This is a genomic window from Paraburkholderia phytofirmans (genome assembly GCF_046028095.1).
Taxonomy (GTDB): Bacteria; Pseudomonadota; Gammaproteobacteria; order Burkholderiales; family Burkholderiaceae; genus Paraburkholderia; species Paraburkholderia phytofirmans_A.
The window spans coordinates 50050-64392 of sequence record NZ_JAQQDJ010000019.1 but is presented as its reverse complement, the minus strand read 5'-3'; the positions used below and the strand labels follow the sequence as shown (position 1 = coordinate 64392).

13 protein-coding genes are annotated in these 14343 nt (G+C 62.9%); 6 read left to right on the top strand and 7 right to left on the bottom strand.

Annotation, left to right across the window (positions count from 1 at the left end; translation table 11 throughout):
• Window positions 1-9 precede the first annotated feature (9 nt).
• The 4 genes from PQR54_RS35245 to PQR54_RS35230 all read left to right on the top strand — a co-directional run bounded on the left by PQR54_RS35245 (window position 10) and on the right by PQR54_RS35230 (window position 3457).
• On the top strand, window positions 10-1347 hold the full coding sequence (locus PQR54_RS35245) for a zinc-ribbon and DUF3426 domain-containing protein (protein WP_408253913.1): 1338 nt from the start codon (window positions 10-12) through the stop codon (window positions 1345-1347).
• A gap of 73 nt (window positions 1348-1420) precedes the next feature.
• Window positions 1421-1921, top strand: a complete 501-nt coding sequence (tpx, locus tag PQR54_RS35240) for a thiol peroxidase (RefSeq protein ID WP_408253910.1) — start codon at window positions 1421-1423, stop codon at window positions 1919-1921.
• 94 nt (window positions 1922-2015) lie between these two features.
• On the top strand, window positions 2016-2954 hold the full coding sequence (locus tag PQR54_RS35235; RefSeq protein ID WP_408253907.1) for a carbohydrate kinase family protein: 939 nt from the start codon (window positions 2016-2018) through the stop codon (window positions 2952-2954).
• Between the two features lie 26 nt (window positions 2955-2980).
• Window positions 2981-3457, top strand: coding sequence for an outer membrane lipoprotein (locus tag PQR54_RS35230; protein WP_408253904.1), 477 nt, complete (start codon window positions 2981-2983; stop codon window positions 3455-3457).
• A gap of 248 nt (window positions 3458-3705) precedes the next feature.
• On the opposite strand, the gene PQR54_RS35225 is transcribed toward PQR54_RS35230, so the two are convergent.
• The 7 genes from PQR54_RS35225 to PQR54_RS35195 form a co-directional block, all read right to left on the bottom strand.
• On the bottom strand, window positions 3706-4323 hold the full coding sequence (locus PQR54_RS35225) for a histone H1-like DNA-binding protein (RefSeq protein WP_408254026.1): 618 nt from the start codon (window positions 4321-4323) through the stop codon (window positions 3706-3708).
• Between the two features lie 30 nt (window positions 4324-4353).
• A complete protein-coding gene (locus tag PQR54_RS35220; RefSeq protein WP_012434387.1) occupies window positions 4354-4680 on the bottom strand; it encodes a hypothetical protein in 327 nt (108 codons plus the stop codon).
• Window positions 4681-4766: 86 nt separating this feature from the next.
• Window positions 4767-6002: a ribonucleotide-diphosphate reductase subunit beta gene (locus PQR54_RS35215; RefSeq protein WP_106310951.1), complete on the bottom strand. Its 1236-nt coding sequence runs from the start codon at window positions 6000-6002 to the stop codon at window positions 4767-4769.
• Window positions 6003-6763: 761 nt separating this feature from the next.
• Entirely contained in the window at window positions 6764-9769 is a 3006-nt protein-coding gene (locus PQR54_RS35210; protein ID WP_408253901.1) for a ribonucleoside-diphosphate reductase subunit alpha, read from the bottom strand.
• A gap of 541 nt (window positions 9770-10310) precedes the next feature.
• Window positions 10311-10907, bottom strand: a complete 597-nt coding sequence (gene ampD / locus PQR54_RS35205; RefSeq protein WP_408253898.1) for a 1,6-anhydro-N-acetylmuramyl-L-alanine amidase AmpD — start codon at window positions 10905-10907, stop codon at window positions 10311-10313.
• Window positions 10904-11215 (bottom strand): PP0621 family protein, encoded by a 312-nt coding sequence (locus tag PQR54_RS35200; protein ID WP_408253895.1) that lies wholly within the window; start codon window positions 11213-11215, stop codon window positions 10904-10906. Before PQR54_RS35200 ends, ampD begins: the two co-directional genes overlap by 4 nt.
• Window positions 11216-11224: 9 nt before the next feature.
• Window positions 11225-12154, bottom strand: coding sequence for a cytochrome C assembly family protein (locus PQR54_RS35195; protein WP_408253892.1), 930 nt, complete (start codon window positions 12152-12154; stop codon window positions 11225-11227).
• Between the two features lie 81 nt (window positions 12155-12235).
• Between PQR54_RS35195 and ffh the strand changes: the two genes are divergently transcribed.
• The gene (gene ffh / locus PQR54_RS35190; protein ID WP_408253889.1) at window positions 12236-13603 is read left to right on the top strand and encodes a signal recognition particle protein; all 1368 of its coding nucleotides are present in this window, start codon (window positions 12236-12238) and stop codon (window positions 13601-13603) included.
• Window positions 13604-13757: 154 nt separating this feature from the next.
• Window positions 13758-14309, top strand: coding sequence for a hypoxanthine-guanine phosphoribosyltransferase (locus tag PQR54_RS35185; RefSeq protein WP_012434394.1), 552 nt, complete (start codon window positions 13758-13760; stop codon window positions 14307-14309).
• Window positions 14310-14343: the final 34 nt, after the last annotated feature.

The window sequence follows — 14343 nt, the reverse complement described above, 5'->3', positions numbered from 1 at the left end:
CGGCTCAATATGCTCCTGGCAACGCGTTGCCCCTTCTGCGAAACCGTCTTTCGTCTGCAAACGGAACAGCTTGCGCTGCGTCGCGGCCTCGTGCGCTGCGGACATTGCCATGAAGTATTCGACGCATCGAGCAGCCTGTTCGACATCAGCGAAGGCGGTGATTTTTCCACCGCGAAACCGGTCGCCGTGGCTGCGGCGATAGAAGCGCTCTCGGGCGTGCGGCCGAAAGGGCCCGACTTCAGCGGCGAAGCCTGGGACCCGTGGGCGGCCGCGCCCGACGCCGCCATCGACAACCGTCTGCGCCACAATGCCGGCAATGTGCCGCTCTCGCCGGTCTCTACCGGCGCGGGCGTCGCCGTCACGCCGCGCCATGCCACGGAGCCTGAACTGCCGCCCGGCGCATCCAGCGCACCGATTCCTCCAGACGATGAACCACTGCTCGCGGACGCGCCGCTCGACCCGTTCGCGTATCACCTGGACCCGCCTGAGGAAGATACCGACGCACCGCGCGTCTGGCACAAGACCGAGCGCGCTCCCGATACGGCGCCGAGCGAACCGCTCGAAGAGCCGGTTCTGGACGAGCCGGCTACCTTGTATGGCATTCCTGACAATGAGCCGCGTTTCGGCGCGGCCGGCTTAGGTGCGGCCGGCTTAGGTGCGGCCGGTGTAGGCGCGTCTGGCGCAGGCGCCGCCGAACCACGTGCAGCAGGTGTGTCTACAGGCGCAGCCGCGACGCCCTTCGCCGCTGCCAGTCCCGCCGCCACCGGCCCAGTCTCCGCCAGCGGCGAACCCTTCTCCGTGCAGCCAGTCAACGACGGCCCCGATCCCTTCCCCGTGGTGCGCGAAACCCGCCCGGCCGAACCACGGCGCATGGGCTGGATCATCGCCGGCTCGGTGGTGGCGGCGCTGTTGATCATCGCGCTGCTCGCACAGCTCGCCTGGTGGCAACGCGAAACGGTGATGGTGTACTTCCCGCGCTCGCAGACGCTCTATGCGAAGGCCTGCTTGACGCTCGGCTGCCAGGTCACGCCGCCGCACGACATCGACGGCTTGCAGGTCGAGCCGTCCGATCTGCGGCAGATCGACGGTCCGCACAAGCTCGAACTGAAGATGCCGCTGCGTAACCGCTTCAATATCGCGCTCGCCTATCCGGCCATCGAACTCACGCTGCTCGACGACCAGAACAACGTCGCGGTGCGCCGCGTGCTGTGGCCGCAAGACTACGTTCCGCCCGGCACGCAGATCGCGGCCGGCCTGCCCGCGCATACGACCCAGACCATGATCGTGCATCTCGACACGGGCAATGCGGTCGCTTCCAATTTCCGCGTACAGATTTTTTATCCGTAACGCTTTCCCGCGCGCCTGGCACTGACCGGGCGCGTTCACCGTCAATCCTGACGAATTTTCGGAGCACGACAACATGAGTCAAGTTACGCTGGGTGGCAACCCGATCGAAGTAGCCGGCACGTTCCCGTCGGTGGGCCAGGCGGCTCCCGCTTTCTCGCTGGTCGGCAAGGATCTGAAGCCGGTGTCGCTCGCCGACTTCGCCGGCAAGCGCAAAGTGCTGAACATTGTCCCGAGCCTCGACACGCCGACCTGCGCCACCTCGACCCGCAAGTTCAACGAAGCCGCGGCCAAGCTGACCAACACGGTCGTGATCGTCGTGTCGGGCGACCTGCCGTTCGCCGCCTCGCGCTTCTGCACGACCGAAGGCATCGAGAACGTCGTCACGGCGTCCACGTTCCGCGGCCACGAGTTCGCGCAAGCCTACGGCGTCGACGTGACGAGCGGCCCGCTGGCCGGCCTGACGGCGCGCGCCGTGGTGGTGGTCGACGAGAACGACAAGGTCGTTCACGCTGAACTGGTCGGCGAAATCAAGAACGAACCGAACTACGACGCAGCACTCGCCGCGCTGAAGTAACACCTTCGCGCACGAACCCGGCGCCGCGCTTCATGCGCGGCGCTGTCACATCGTCGCGCCCATTCTCTTTATCGTTTTTACAGGAACGCTCGCCTTGGCTACGCTGATTTGCGGCTCGCTCGCCTACGACAACATCATGACCTTCGAAGGCCGGTTCCGGGAGCACATCCTGCCGGAGCAGGTCCACATCCTGAACGTGAGCTTTCTGGTGCCGACCATGCGCCGCGAGTTCGGCGGCTGCGCGGGCAACATCGCCTACTCGCTGCATCTGCTGGGCGGCGACGCGCGCATCATGGGCACACTCGGCTCGGTCGACGCGCAGCTCTATATGGACCGCTTCGAGCAACTCGGGCTGTCGACGGAGAGCGTGCTGGTGGTGCCGGACACGTACACGGCGCAGGCGATGATTACCACCGACCTGGAAAACAATCAGATCACCGCGTTCCACCCGGGCGCGATGATGCAGTCGCATCTGAATCGCGCCGACGAGGCGAAGGGCATCACGCTCGGCATCGTCGGGCCGGACGGTTACGACGGCATGATCCAGCACTCCGAGCATCTCGCGGCCGCGGGCATCCCGTACATCTTCGACGTAGGCCAGGGCTTGCCGCTCTTCGACAGCGAGTCGCTGCGGCGCATGATTGAACTCGCCACTTATGTAGCGGTCAATGATTACGAAGCCAAACTGGTGAGCAACAAGACGGGTTGGTCGATCGAAGAGATCGCCGGCAAGGTCGAGGCGCTGATCGTCACGCTCGGCGAGCATGGCGCGCAGATCCATCACGCGGGCGGCATCGAAGAGATTCCGGCGGTCAAGGCACAGCAAGTGCTCGACCCTACAGGTTGCGGCGACGCGTTCCGCGGCGGCTTGCTGTACGGCATCGAGAACAAGCTTGGCTGGGCCACCACCGGGCGTCTGGCGAGCCTGATGGGCGCGCTGAAGATCGAACATCAGGGCCCGCAAAATTACGCGCCCAACCGGGCCGAGATCAACGAGCGGTTCAAGCAGGCGTTCGGATACGACCTGCCGTAATACCGAGAGCTACTGGAGTTTAGGGAATGAGAACAACGAGTCGCCTGATCGTGGCCGCCTTGATTGCCGGTTCGCTGGCCATGTCGGGGTGTGCGTACAACAGCAGCTCTGCGGACGTCTACACGGCGTCGCAGGCGCAGCGTGAAGAAACGGTTCGCATGGGCACGGTAGATAGCGTGCGCGCCGTGAAGATCAGTTCGAACAACGGGCAGCCGAGCGGTCTCGGCGCGATCGGTGGCGGCGCCTTGGGTGCGGTGGCCGGCAGCAGGATCGGCGGTGGCACCGGCGCGATCGTCACGGGCATCATCGGCGGTCTGGCGGGTGCGGTGGCCGGCAATGCGGTCGAGAACGGCGTCGCGGTGCACGACGGCCTCGAGATCACGGTCCGGCTCGATAACGGCGACATGCGCGCCATCACGCAAAGCGCCACCGGCGAGATCTTCCGCGCCGGCGAGCGCGTGCGGTTGCTTTCCAGCGGCGGCGTGACGCGCGTCACGCACTAAGTTTCCCCTCTCGCGCGGCGAGGCTGTCTGCCGCCGCGACGACCTCACACGCATGCCCTCCCCTGTGCATGCGTTTTTTTTCGCCTGTACGTTGTTCGCCGGGTGATTTCTCCGGGCAAAAAAAATCCCGTCGCCGGAAACCAGCAACGGGACTGACCGAGTAGCGCTCACCACGCTACCCAAGCGCTACTCGATCATCGGACACATCATGCGACGTGTCGAAGTACTTCTACCGCTTGTCGTCCAGCTTACGGACGGCTGCCCGTCGGGAACGGCCATGCCGCTGCCGGGTTCAGCGCGGTCTTCACCGTCGCCGCCGGTGCGCTCGAGACAGAAGTCGCTGCGGGTGCGGGAGCCGCCTTCTTGGCGACAGCCTTCTTCGCAGGGGCAGCCTTCTTGGCAGGAGCAGCGGCTTTCTTCGCGGCAGCCTTCTTGGCAGGCGCAGCCTTTTTAGCGGCAGCCTTTTTCGCGGGCGCAGCCTTTTTAGCAGCAGCCTTTTTCGCAGGCGCAGCCTTCTTGGCAGCAGCCTTCTTAGCAGGCGCAGCCTTCTTCGCTGCAGCCTTCTTGGCCGGTGCTGCCTTCTTTGCTGCAACCTTCTTCACAGCGGCCTTCTTAGCCGGTGCAGCCTTCTTCGCCGCAACCTTCTTCACGGCGACTTTCTTGGCTGCAGCCTTCTTGGCCGGAGCAGCTTTCTTCGCTGCAACCTTCTTGGCCGGTGCTGCCTTCTTCGCTGCGACCTTCTTCACTGCCACTTTCTTGGCAGCGACTTTCTTTGCCGGAGCAGCTTTCTTAGCCGGAGCAGCCTTCTTTGCTGCGACCTTCTTGGCTGCGGGTTTCTTAGCGGCGGCTTTCTTGATAGTTGCCATCATTTTCTCCTTCAGGTTTTCAGATGAGAGTCAGTTCAAACTACACCCTTCGTCAAAACCCGCTTCCCGCGGACGCTTCTCAGGGCGCGCGCTACGAAGCGGGCTATTCATCGGCGTACGCAGGTGCTGCGCGCTTACGCTAATGAATGCGGTAAGGCGCGCCGTGCCAAAAGGCACCGCGCGCCAGATCTGTTCGGCGTGAAAGCTCAACGCCGGCAATTGCTTGATCGAGCCGCCGGCAACGACGCCAGCGGCTTTTTCCGGGGGGAAGTTTGCCCATCCCACTGAAGGGTTCGCAAAGTGCCTGTCATAGTTGTGGGCCGCGAAGGCACGCGGCGCACCGGGCATGCTTTGCATCAGGCGATTCTGCTCCTAGCCAAAATTGCCGCGGCCCAAGCCGACGGCATCCCCATCGATGAATGCATCTGCAGCACGAACCCGGATCACTCCCAGGTCAGCGCGCCGCCAGTCTGATATTCGATCACTCGCGTCTCGAAGAAGTTGCGTTCCTTCTTCAGGTCGATCATCTCGCTCATCCACGGGAACGGGTTTTCCTCGTTCGGGTACAGCGGATCGAGACCGATCTGCTGGCAACGGCGGTTGCAGATGAAGCGCAGATAGCTCTTGAACATCGACGCGTTGAGGCCGAGCACCCCGCGCGGCATCGTGTCTTCTGCGTAACGATATTCAAGTTCGACCGCTTGCTGGAAGATCTCGCGGATTTCCGCGCGGAACTCAGCCGTCCAGAGCTGCGGGTTTTCGAGTTTGATCTGGTTGATCAGGTCGATGCCGAAATTGCAGTGCATCGACTCGTCGCGCAGGATGTACTGGTACTGTTCCGCCGCGCCGGTCATCTTGTTCTGGCGACCCAGCGCCAGGATTTGGGTAAAGCCGACGTAGAAGAACAGCCCCTCCATCACACAGGCGAACACGATCAGCGAGCGCAGCAGCGTCTGGTCTGCCTCGAGCGTGCCGGTCTTGAAGGCCGGATCGGTCAGCACGTGGATGTACGGAATCAGGAATTCGTCTTTCGCGCGGATCGAGGAGACCTCGTGATACGCGTTGAAGATTTCGCCTTCGTCGAGACCCAGGGATTCGACGATGTACTGGTAGGCGTGCGTGTGGATCGCCTCTTCGAACGCCTGGCGCAGCAGGAACTGGCGGCATTCGGGCGCCGTGATGTGGCGGTAGGTGCCCAGCACGATATTGTTGGCGGCGAGGGAATCGGCCGTGACGAAGAAGCCCAGGTTGCGCTTGACGATGCGGCGCTCGTCTTCGGTCAGACCGTTCGGGTCTTTCCAGAGGGCGATGTCGCGCGACATGTTCACTTCTTGCGGCATCCAGTGGTTGGCGCAACCGGCCAGATACTTTTCCCAAGCCCATTTGTATTTGAACGGCACCAACTGATTGACGTCGGTCTGGCCGTTGATGATGCGCTTGTCGGCGACGTTGACTCGCGCTTCCGAAACGGCAGCCGTTTCAGCAGCAGCGTGGGTCACATGAGCGACGGGAGCGACAGCGATGTCGTTCGCGAAGACGTCTTGAGCCGAGGGAGCATGAGGAGCGGAACGCGTTCCGACTTGCGAACCGACAGCCGATCCCGCAGCGTTGCGCAACACATTCTGTTGCGTAGCGCTCGAGGGAGTTACGGCAGTGATCTCGTCATCCCAGTTGAGCATAAATGTCACCATCAATTTAGAACGGTTTGTACCATCTTTTCACGAGCGATAAAAGAGTTCGCTGATGAAAAATCCTGTTTTCGATTCGCGTTGCTACGTTCATACAACACTTTGTTCAACGGAGTGTGTGCATCACCTCATGTGAAGCGTGTTGAACGTGTGTCGTCGACGTGCGTCGCGAGCTCGAAGAGCAACGTGTCGATGCGACGTTTCGCTGCTCTATCTATCTGTATTGCGGAGCGTGCTTGTAGCGTCTTGCGACTGCTGACTGCTGACTCGCGTTGCTCGTCGCGGTGGTCCGCGCTTGCTTCGCGCTTGCCCTGCGTGTGCTTCGCATTCGTCTCGCGTTTGCCTCGCACTTGTCTGTTCGTCAGTGCCGGCGAGGTGAAGTTCAATGCCATGTCGAGCGATGCATCGGGCCGGCTGCGTTGATCGACCCATCGATCGAAGCGTTTGCTGCGCGCACTGTGTCGCGCGCTTCGTCTGGTGCTGCCGACTGCTGACTGCTAGTTGACCGTCTGACTTCGACCGCGCGCTTCGACTGCGTGACTTCAGTGACTGCCCTGCTTCACTGCGTCGCTTCGCTGCGTTGCGATGAACAGCGCGCTTCGTACTTCACTCGCCGCGCCGCTCATCGACTTCACTTCTGCTTCACTTCTGCTTCACTTGCTTCAGCTTCGCTGCTCGCTGCATGCGGGTCATTACCTACAACCCGTCAGCAAGCAGCGATCCTGCTAACTGCGTGCTTCTCTGCGTGCCTCTTATTGGCAAGCTTCGCACTCGTCGAAGCCAGGGTCGCCCGGACGCATCATGCACACCGGACCATCCGCTTCCGGCGCTGCTTCAACCGCGACTGCTGGCGTGGCCGCTGCAGCCTGAAAGCCACCTGCGGCACCACCAGCCGCGCCGTTGTTCGCACCGAAGCCACCGGCCGCGCCACCCGCGGCACCGCCCGAGCCTTCGCCGCCACCCGAGCTCACCGCATTCAGCGCGCCGTGCGCCACCGTCGATTTCTCGACGTGGGTCGCCGCCATTGTGCGGAGGTAGTACGTGGTCTTCAGGCCACGCACCCAGGCAAGCTTGTAGATCTCGTCGAGCTTCTTACCCGATGCCCCGCCCATGTAGATGTTCAGCGACTGCGCCTGGTCGATCCACTTCTGACGACGCGATGCCGCTTCGACCAGCCACTTCGGATCGACTTCGAACGCGGTGGCGTAGATCGCGCGCAGGTCGGCCGGGATCCGGTCGATGCGCGAGAGCGTGCCGTCGAAGTACTTCAGGTCGGCGACCATCACTTCGTCCCACAGACCGCGTGCCTTCAGGTCGCGCACCAGGTAGTCGTTGACCACCGTAAATTCGCCCGACAGATTCGACTTCACATACAGGTTCTGGAAGGTCGGTTCAATACAGGCCGACACGCCGATGATGTTCGAGATCGTCGCCGTCGGCGCGATCGCGACGCAGTTCGAGTTGCGCATGCCGTAGGTGGCGATGCGCGAACGCAGTTCGGTCCAGTCCATCGACTCGCTCGAATCGACTTCCACGTAACCGCCGCGCGCGTCGGCCAAGAGCTTCACCGAGTCTTGCGGGAGGATGCCGCGATCCCACAGCGAGCCGCGGTAGCTGGAGTAACGGCCGCGTTCCTGTGCCAGTTCCGTCGACGCGTAGTAAGCGTAGTAGCAGACCGCTTCCATCGACGTGTCGGCGAACTTGACCGCTTCTTCCGACGCGTACGGCGTGCGCAGCAGATGCAGGCAGTCCTGGAAGCCCATGATGCCCATGCCGACCGGACGGTGCTTCAGGTTCGAGTTACGCGCCTTGGCGACCGCGTAGTAGTTGATGTCGATCACGTTGTCGAGCATGCGCATGGCCACGCTGACGGTGCGCTTGAGCTTGTCGTGGTCGAGCACGAGCGTGCCGTCGGCCTGTTCCTTCAGGTGAGCGACGAGGTTCACGGAGCCCAGGTTGCAGACGGCGATTTCGGCGTCGCTGGTGTTCAGCGTGATTTCCGTGCACAGGTTCGACGAGTGGACGACGCCGACGTGCTGTTGCGGCGAGCGCACATTGCACGGATCCTTGAACGTGATCCACGGGTGGCCGGTTTCGAACAGCATGCCCAGCATCTTGCGCCACAGCTGCGCCGCCGGGATCTTCTTGAACAGCTTGATCTCGCCGCGCGCGACCTTGTCTTCGTAAGTCGTGTAAGCCTTTTCGAAATCGGCGCCGAACAGGTCGTGCAGATCCGGGCAAGTGGACGGCGAGAACAGCGTCCAGTCGCCGCCTTCCATCACGCGCTTCATGAACAGGTCGGGAATCCAGTTCGCCGTGTTCATGTCGTGCGTGCGACGACGGTCGTCGCCGGTGTTCTTGCGCAGCTCGAGGAATTCCTCGATGTCCAGGTGCCACGTTTCCAGGTATGCGCAGACCGCGCCCTTGCGCTTGCCGCCCTGGTTCACGGCGACTGCCGTGTCGTTGACCACCTTCAGGAACGGCACGACGCCTTGCGACTTGCCATTGGTGCCCTTGATGTGCGAGCCCAGAGCACGCACGCGCGTCCAGTCGTTGCCCAGACCGCCGGCGAACTTCGACAGCAGCGCGTTTTCCTTCAGCGCTTCGTAGATGCCGTCGAGGTCGTCGTCGACCGTGGTCAGGTAGCACGACGACAGTTGCGAACGGCGCGTGCCCGAGTTGAACAGAGTCGGCGTGGACGACATGAAGTCGAAGCTCGACAGCACGTTGTAAAACTCGATCGCGCGCGCTTCACGGTCGATCTCGTTCAGCGACAGACCCATCGCGACACGCATAAAGAATGCCTGCGGCATTTCGATGCGCACGCCGTCGTGATGCAGGAAGTAGCGGTCGTACAGCGTCTGCAGGCCGAGGTAGCCGAATTGCAGATCGCGGTTGTTGTCGAGCGCGGCGCCGAGGCGCTTCAGGTCGAACTGCAGCAGCTTGTCGTCGAGCAGCTCGGCTTGCACGCCGCGCTTGATGAACTGCGGGAAGTATTCGGCGTAACGCTCGCCCATTTCCGTTTGCGTAACTTCCTCTTCGAGGATCTCGCGGCGGATGGTGTGCAGCAGGATGCGCGCGGTGACCTGGCTATAAGCCGGATCCTTTTCGATCATCGTGCGGGCAGCCAGAATCGCCGAGTCGTAGACCTGGCTCATCGGCACGCCGTCATACAGATTCTTGACCGTTTCCGCGATGATCGGATCGGCGCTCACGGCGTCGCCCAGATTCGAGCAGGCCAGTTCGATGATGCCGCGCAGCGCGGCCATGTCCAGCGGACGCGTGACGCCGTTGTCGGTCACGTTCAGACCCGGCGTGTTCGCCACGATCTGATCGTCATGACCGCGCGCCTGCGTGCGCTTCTCGCGATACAGCACGTACGCACGCGCGACGTTGTGCTCGCCGCCGCGCATCAGCGCGAGTTCGACCTGATCCTGAATGTCTTCGATATGGAACGTGCCGCCGTTCGGGCGGCTGCGCACGAGTGCGCGCACCACGTTCTGCGTGAGTTGCTCGACCAGTTCGCGCACACGCGCCGACGCGGCGCCTTGACCACCGTTCACGGCCAGAAATGCCTTCGTCACGGCGATGGCGATTTTCGACGGTTCGAACGACACGACGCTGCCGTTACGGCGGATCACCTTGTAGTCGGCGAAGGTCGCTTGCGGCGCGAGCGCTTGTGCGCCTTGTGCCTGGCCGAAGGCCTGGCCAGTCGGTGAGCCCTCGTACCGGGTCGTCACGTTGTCGGTGGTTTGCATGTGCAAAGCTCCTGGTCCTGGAAATGTTGCGGGAAGATCCGCGGATTAAAACGAACGCTGCGCCGCCGCGTGCGCAAGCGATGGGGTGCAGGAAAGGGACCGGCCGAGCCGGCTGGCGGGATGCGAATGCGATGAAGCCTGGTTCGAATTGATAACGGTCTTCATCGTGTATGTCGCGATCACTTGCTAAGCCCCTTTCCTGAATGCTTCTGGATGCCGCCGGTGGTCTCTCCGGCCACGCCACAGGAATATTTTTTCGCTGCCTGAAATGCTTGCGGCGCCGTGCTCGGAGAGCGGACGCCGCTGACTTATTCACCCAGTTGTGCACGCGGTTATTCACATGGTTATGCACAGAGCAACACTAGATATAGTGCACAACTGGTTTGGTGGCACCAAGTATAGTGGAGATTCGAGACAGGTCAAATCGTTTTATTTGCTTTCGAAGTCTTGACTTTTGCTTAGCGCGACGCGAAGACGACTCCCCGGAGAACAAGGCAGCGCCTTGCTCTCCTCGCATCACGCGAAGTCGCGCGAAGGGTCGTTACGGCGTTTTGGAAAACTTGAGATAGGGGAAATACTGAGCGTCGAGCGAGGTGTCGCGCTGCAGACGCTGCCACTCGAAATGCGGCCCTGGATCGGTCTTGCGACCGGGGGCGATATCCGAGTGGCCAGCGAGCGCTTCGACCGGATAGCGAGCCTTGAGCGCGCTCACCAGGGCGCTGAGCGTGCGGTATTGAGCCGCTTCGAAAGGCGTGGTGTCGCTGCCCTCCAACTCGATGCCGATCGAGAAGTCATTGCAGCGCTCGCGGCCGAAAAAATTAGACGGCCCGGCGTGCCACGCGCGTTCGTTGCACGACACGAACTGTTCGAGCGCGCCGTCGCGATGGATCACGAAATGCGCCGACACCCGCACGCCGCGCAGATGCGAGTCGTAGTACGGGTGAGCGTTGCAATCGAGCGTATTGAGGAACAGTTCGGCGATCGCGGTGCCGCCGAATTCGTTGGGCGGCAGGCTGATGTTGTGAACCACGATCAGCGTCGGCACGGCCGCTTCGGGCCGCGCTTCGAAATTCGGCGATGGCAGTTTGCGTGCGGCGGCGACCCAACCGTCTGCGTCGACGGTGAACTCGACGCTCATCGAGCGTCGCGGCCCGTGGGTCGCGCGCCGTGACGCTGCGCGTGCGCGGCGCTGCAGAACGGCTGCCCCGCCACCACCACGGAATCGCTCTTCGGCGCGTGCACGCCGCATTCGACGCAACGGATCATCGGCTCGGGGAGTTGCGCCGGCGCGGCAGCGGCTGGACCCGCGCCGCCATTCGCGCCTTTGGCACCCGCGGCGCCGTTCGCGCCGCTGCGTTGAGACGCCTGCGCGTCATGACGACGCAGCGCCTTCACCAGCCACTGGCCGACGATGAACAACAGGATCAGCAGAAAAATTTGTCGCATGGGACACGCTCACACTACAGCACGGTGCAACAGCACCTCGAAAACAAAACGGCTGCCGACGTACGCCAGCAACAGCGCGACGAACGACGCCAGCACCCAGCGCAATGCCGCACGGCCGCGCCAGCCGGAAACCTTGCGCGCGGTCAGCAGCGCGCCGAACATCACCCAGGAAAGAATCGCGAACACGGTCTTGTGATCGAGCCGCAATGCGCGATCCACCAGTTGCTCGCTGAACAGAATGCCCGACACCAGCGTCAACGTCAGCAGGACGAAACCCGCGCCGATCAGACGGAACAGCAGCTTCTCCAGCGTGAGAAGCGGCGGCAGCGTATCGAGCCAGCTCGACAGCCAGCCGTTGCCCGCCGCGGCCGTGTGACGCTGCGCGACGCCGCCGCGCATGGCGTGCAGACGCCGCTCGACGAGCAGCATCAGAATGGCGTGCAGCGCCGCGATCGCAAACAAACCGTAGGCGATGTTGGCGATCAGAAAGTGCAGCTTGAACATCGGCGCGGCCGAATACGGCAGCACGCGCACGCCGTTGAACGCGAGCGGTAACAACGAGGCGACGCAGGCGAGCGGCAGAACCAGCAGGCGCAGACCGTCGAGCGGAAAGAAAAAGCTCTCAATCCAGTAGATGCCGGCGCCGAGCCAGAACATGGCCGACAGCGCGAACGCGAAACCGAACACCATCGCGTTCTGCGGGAAGATGGTGGTATGCAGCAGCACGCCGTGGGCGAGCAGCGCCACGAACAGCAGCGCGCGGCCCGAGCCACTCATGCCCGAAGCAGCCGACGGTGTCGACACGGACGCCGCTGCGGCAGGCACCGGCGGCACGCTTTCGAGCATGGGACGCAACGCGGCGTGCCGGTGCGAGCGCCAGCCAGCCACGGCTAAACCGCCGTAGAGGAGCGCAGTGAGGGCATACAGTACAATATCCATATTCGAAGTTTACACTAGGCCCCTGCTCCGCGACGTCTCCTGCATCGCGCCCCGCTCCGGCCGCACTGTTCATCGCTCCCCATGCTCGACAATCTGACTCAACGGATGGCGCGCGTCGTCAAGACGCTGCGCGGCGAAGCCCGGCTCACCGAGGCGAACACCCAGGAAATGCTGCGCGAGGTGCGTCTCGCGCTGCTCGAGGCCGACGTGGCGCTGCCCGTCGTGCGCGAGTTCATCGCCAAGGTGAAGGAAAAGGCGCTCGGCGAAGAAGTGATCAGCAGCCTCTCGCCGGGCCAGGCGCTGGTCGGCGTGGTACAGCGCGAGCTGACCGCGATCATCGGCGGCGACTACGAGGGCAAGGCGGTCGAGCTCAACCTCGCCGTCACGCCGCCGGCCGTCATCCTGATGGCGGGTCTGCAGGGCGCGGGTAAGACGACCACCGTCGGCAAGCTCGCCAAGCTGCTGCGCGAGAAGTACAAGAAAAAAGTTCTGACCGTCTCGTGCGACATTTACCGCCCTGCCGCTATCGCGCAGTTGAAGACGGTGACCGAGCAGGTCGGCGCGGATTTCTTCCCGTCCGAACCGGATCAGAAACCGGTCGACATCGCGCGCGCCGCGGTGGATTGGGCCAAGCGTCACTATCACGACGTGCTGCTGGTCGACACCGCCGGCCGTCTCGGTATCGACGAAGCGATGATGCAGGAAATCACCGCGCTCCATAACACGCTGAAGCCGGCGGAAACGCTGTTCGTCGTCGACGCGATGCTCGGCCAGGACGCGGTCAATACAGCCAAGGCGTTTAGCGACGCGCTGCCGCTCACCGGCGTGGTCCTTACCAAGCTCGACGGCGACTCGCGCGGCGGCGCGGCGCTCTCCGTGCGTCACGTCACCGGCAAGCCGATCAAGTTCGTCGGCGTCGCGGAAAAGCTCGACGGTCTTGAAGTCTTCTACCCGGATCGCATGGCGAACCGGATTCTCGGCATGGGCGACATTCTCGCCCTCGTCGAAGAAGCGCAACGCGGCGTAGACGTGCAGGCCGCGCAGAAGCTCGCCGACAAGGTCAAGAAGGGCGGCGACTTCGATCTGAACGATTTCCGCGCCCAGCTCACGCAAATGAAGGGCATGGGCGGCCTGTCGTCGCTGATGGACAAGCTGCCCGCGCAGTTCCAGCAAGCCGCCGCGGGCGCCAACATGGGCCAGGCCGAGAAGCAGATGCGTCGCATGGAAGGCATCATCAATTCCATGACGCCGCAGGAGCGCGCCAAGCCGGATCTGATCAAGGCCACGCGCAAGCGCCGTATTGCCGCTGGCGCGGGCGTGCAAGTTCAGGAAGTCAACCGCATGCTGAACCAGTACGACCAGATGCGCACCATGATGAAAAAGCTCAAAGGCGGCAATCTGCAAAAGATGATGCGCGGCATGAAGGGCATGTTGCCCGGCATGCGCTAAGCTTTAGCAAGACGGCGGCGCGCGTTCCGCGTATGAACCACGGAACGCGCCCCTGACTCCGCTGGGCCGACTCCCGCTTTGTGCGGGTTTATTCTGTACCGCGCGCCGCCGTCCTCACTCACACTATGTATACAGTCACCGCCCGTCAGACGTCATGAACCGCGAAGAAGCTCTCCACATTTTTAGCCACTCCGAAGAAATCGTTTCGGCCGACGACGTCAACGCGTCGATCAGCGGCATGGCGGCCGCCATCCGCAACGAGATGAGCGAGGACTTCCCGCTCGTGCTGTCGGTCATGGGCGGCGCGGCGGTGTTCACCGGCATGCTGCTGCCGCACCTCGATTTCCCGCTCGAGTTCGACTACATCCACCTGACCCGCTACCGCAACACCACCAAGGGCGGCAACGAGATGCAGTGGCGCGTGGCGCCGGCAGAGTCGGTAAAGGATCGCGTCGTGCTGGTGCTCGACGACATTCTCGACGAAGGCGAAACGATGGCCGCGATTCGCGACCGCATTCTCGCGATGGGCGCGAAGCGCTTCCTGAGCGCGGTGCTGTGCGAGAAGATCATTCCGAAGGCCAAGCCGCTGCGCCCGGATTATTGCGGGTTCGAAGTGCCCGACCGCTATGTGTTCGGTTGCGGGATGGATGCGAAGGGTTACTGGCGTAACCTGCCGACGATTCGTGCGCTGACCGAAGGCGCGTAAGATGCATGATTTTCTCGCCGCCGCGTGATGTTTC